Below are 2648 nucleotides of genomic sequence, written 5' to 3'. Positions count from 1 at the left end.
CCGACGGATCGATCAGCGGGTGGCTGACCTGGGCGCCGGCACGTCCCGGCGACGTGATGCTGCACAGGTTCCTCTGGGCGTTGATCGCGGTCGCGCTGCTGTTCTCGGCAATCTTCATCTTCGTCGTGCAGCGCCTGCGTGCCGCTGCAGGGCAGATCGAGCTGCGGGAGCGGCAAATCCAGCGCCTGGCGGGGCAGGACGAGCTTTCGCTCCTGCCCAACCGCCGCAGCTTCGACCTGACCCTCGACCAGACGCTCGCCGGCCTGCGCAAGGACGGCCCCGGCCTCGCCGTCCTGCTGATCGATCTCGATCGCTTCAAGGCCGTGAACGATACCTACGGCCACACCGCGGGCGACGAATTGATCCGGCAGGTGGCAACGCGCCTTTCCGGCGCGACGCAGGGCGGCGATACCGTCGCGCGCCTTGGCGGCGACGAATTCGGCATCATCGTGACCCATGCCGCGACTCCGGTCGGCTGCACGGCGCTGGCCGAACGCATCCTCGCCCGCCTCACCGAGCCCTTTATCGTCATGGGGATCGAGGTCACGATTGGCTGCTCGCTCGGCATCGCCCTGTCCCCGCGAGACGGCGCCGACCGCGAGACCCTGCTGCGACTGGCCGACACCGCGCTCTATCAGGCCAAGAACAGCGGGCGAAACCGCTTTGCCTTCTTCGAGTCGCAGATGCACCGCTCGCTGCAGCTCAAGCGGATGGTCGAGGACGATCTGCGCCGCGCCATCGACAATGACGAACTGACTCTGCACTACCAGCCTCAGGTTTCGGTCGACGGGTCGACGATCATCGGCATCGAGGCACTGGTGCGCTGGCCTCACCCGGTTCACGGCATGATTCCACCATCGGACTTCATCGCCATCGCCGAGGAGCGCGGCCTGATCGTGCCGCTGAGCGAATGGGTGCTGCGTCGCGCCTGTTTCGAGGCCAAGCGCTGGCCGAACATCCGTCTGGCTGTGAACGTCTCGCCGATCCAGTTCCGCCACAAGGATTTCGTCGCCAACGTCATCCGCATCATCGACGAAACCGCGTTCGACCCCGCCCAGCTCGAACTGGAACTTACGGAAGGCGTGCTGATCGAGGATGCCGACGCGGCCGAATCAGCGATGATGGATATCCGCGCCCATGGCGTCGGGCTGGCGCTCGACGATTTCGGCACCGGCTACTCGAGCCTCATCTATTTGCGGCGCTTCGCCTTCGACAAGATCAAGATCGATCGCTCCTTCCTCGAGTACATGGAAGCGACCGGCGAATCCGCCATCCTGGTCCACTCGATGGCTCATCTCGGCCGGGCGCTCGGCCTGCGCGTCTGCGCGGAAGGCGTCGAGACGGTGGAACAGCATCGCTTCCTGCAGGCGATCGGCTGCCATGAACTGCAGGGCTTCCTGTTCTCGAAGGCCGTGCCGGCCGACGAGATCGACCGCCTGCTTACGCTCGACAATCCCTTCGCCGAGGTTCTCGCCGCCGCCTGACTGCGGCATCAGAACAGCAGTTCGTGTATCCCGCTGAAAATCGCGTAGGCGAACCCGGCGCTCAGCAACAGGCCGGCCGCGCCGAAGACCGCGCCGATGATGATCAACACACCGTCGCGCTCGACGAGCCCCAACCCGACCAGGCAGACGGCGAGGCCGAGCGGAATCTGTCCGATGAAGGGCGCCGCCACGATGAGGCCCAGAGCCAGAACCAGGATCACGAGGCCCAGTACGGGAATCGCATAGGGGCTGCCCAGCATCGTCAGCCGCGGGCGAGAGAAGCGCTCGAGCCGGATCAGGGCCGGCAGCGCCCGTTCAACCGCGCGGTTGAGCTCCGGCTTGCCGATGCTGCGCGCCAGCAACACCCGCGGCAGCCACGGCATGCGTCGCCCCGTCAGCATCTGCAGTGCGACGAAGGCCAGGACCAGGCCGCAGACCAGCGGGATGGGCGGCGGCATCGGCAGGCAGTTCGGCAGGCCGAGCAGCACCACGAGCAGGGCATAGGCACGGTCCTGCAGGGCAGCGACGATGGTGCCGACAGCCAGCCGTTCCCCGGGCAGGCCGGCGAGCGCCGTCAGAAGTCCGGAGGTGCGCAGGGAGGATGACAAGAGAGCAGGCCGTGCCAGAGCGGAAGCGTCCGCCTAACATGGTCGCATGCCTGCCAACAAGCACGCCCGGCGCAGGTTCTCAATGCTCGACGGTCAGAGCCGAAGCCTCCGCGCCGCCTACTGGAGATGCAGTTCACAACCCAGGTTGCGGATCTCCGCCGGCCGGATCAGCCGCGAATGCGTCACCGTCACCGAATGAAGCGGCCCGTCGAGCTCTCGTCGCCAGAACGCCAGGAAATCCTTCAGCACCGGAAAGCGGGGGGCCACATCATATTGCTGCCAGATATAGGTCTGCAGGACGCTGAGATGATCCGGCATCCGGTAGAGGATAGTCGCCGTCGTCAGCCCGTAGCCTTCCAGCTGCCTGATGAAGTCCGTCGAGACCATCGCCACCTCCTCTCCTGTCACGGAATGAAAGCTTGCCGGATGCGTCGAGGCTGCTCCCGCTTGGTTAACAAACGCTTGCAAGTTTATAGCCAAGCTGCTGCATTCCCAATGCTTGTCGCGGACTTGTGTCCGCCGGCAAACGGGCGTGGGGGCGTGCGTGGCGTATGGG

3 protein-coding genes are annotated in these 2648 nt (G+C 65.6%); 1 reads left to right on the top strand and 2 read right to left on the bottom strand.

What is annotated here, in order from left to right:
- Nucleotides 1–1484, top strand: a 1484-nt coding sequence (locus ACIPIA_RS13805) for a putative bifunctional diguanylate cyclase/phosphodiesterase (RefSeq protein WP_400510373.1), incomplete at its 5' end; no start/stop codon positions are given.
- Between the two features lie 8 nt (nucleotides 1485–1492).
- Here ACIPIA_RS13805 and ACIPIA_RS13800 read toward each other — a convergent pair.
- Nucleotides 1493–2092 (bottom strand): exopolysaccharide biosynthesis protein, encoded by a 600-nt coding sequence (locus tag ACIPIA_RS13800; RefSeq protein WP_400510371.1) that lies wholly within the window; start codon nucleotides 2090–2092, stop codon nucleotides 1493–1495.
- A 117-nt stretch (nucleotides 2093–2209) separates the two neighbouring features.
- Nucleotides 2210–2479 (bottom strand): usg protein, encoded by a 270-nt coding sequence (locus tag ACIPIA_RS13795; RefSeq protein WP_400510375.1) that lies wholly within the window; start codon nucleotides 2477–2479, stop codon nucleotides 2210–2212.
- Nucleotides 2480–2648: the final 169 nt, after the last annotated feature.

Source organism: Allobosea sp. CER48, from assembly GCF_044752385.1.
Lineage (GTDB): Bacteria > Pseudomonadota > Alphaproteobacteria > Rhizobiales > Beijerinckiaceae > Allobosea.
This window is presented reverse-complemented; position numbering and strand designations above follow the sequence as displayed.

Excerpts from the sequence above, each read along its gene's own strand:
- ACIPIA_RS13795 (WP_400510375.1), bottom strand. The coding sequence starts at position 2,479 with ATGGTCTCGACGGACTTCATCAGGCAGCTGGAAGGCTACGGGCTGACG.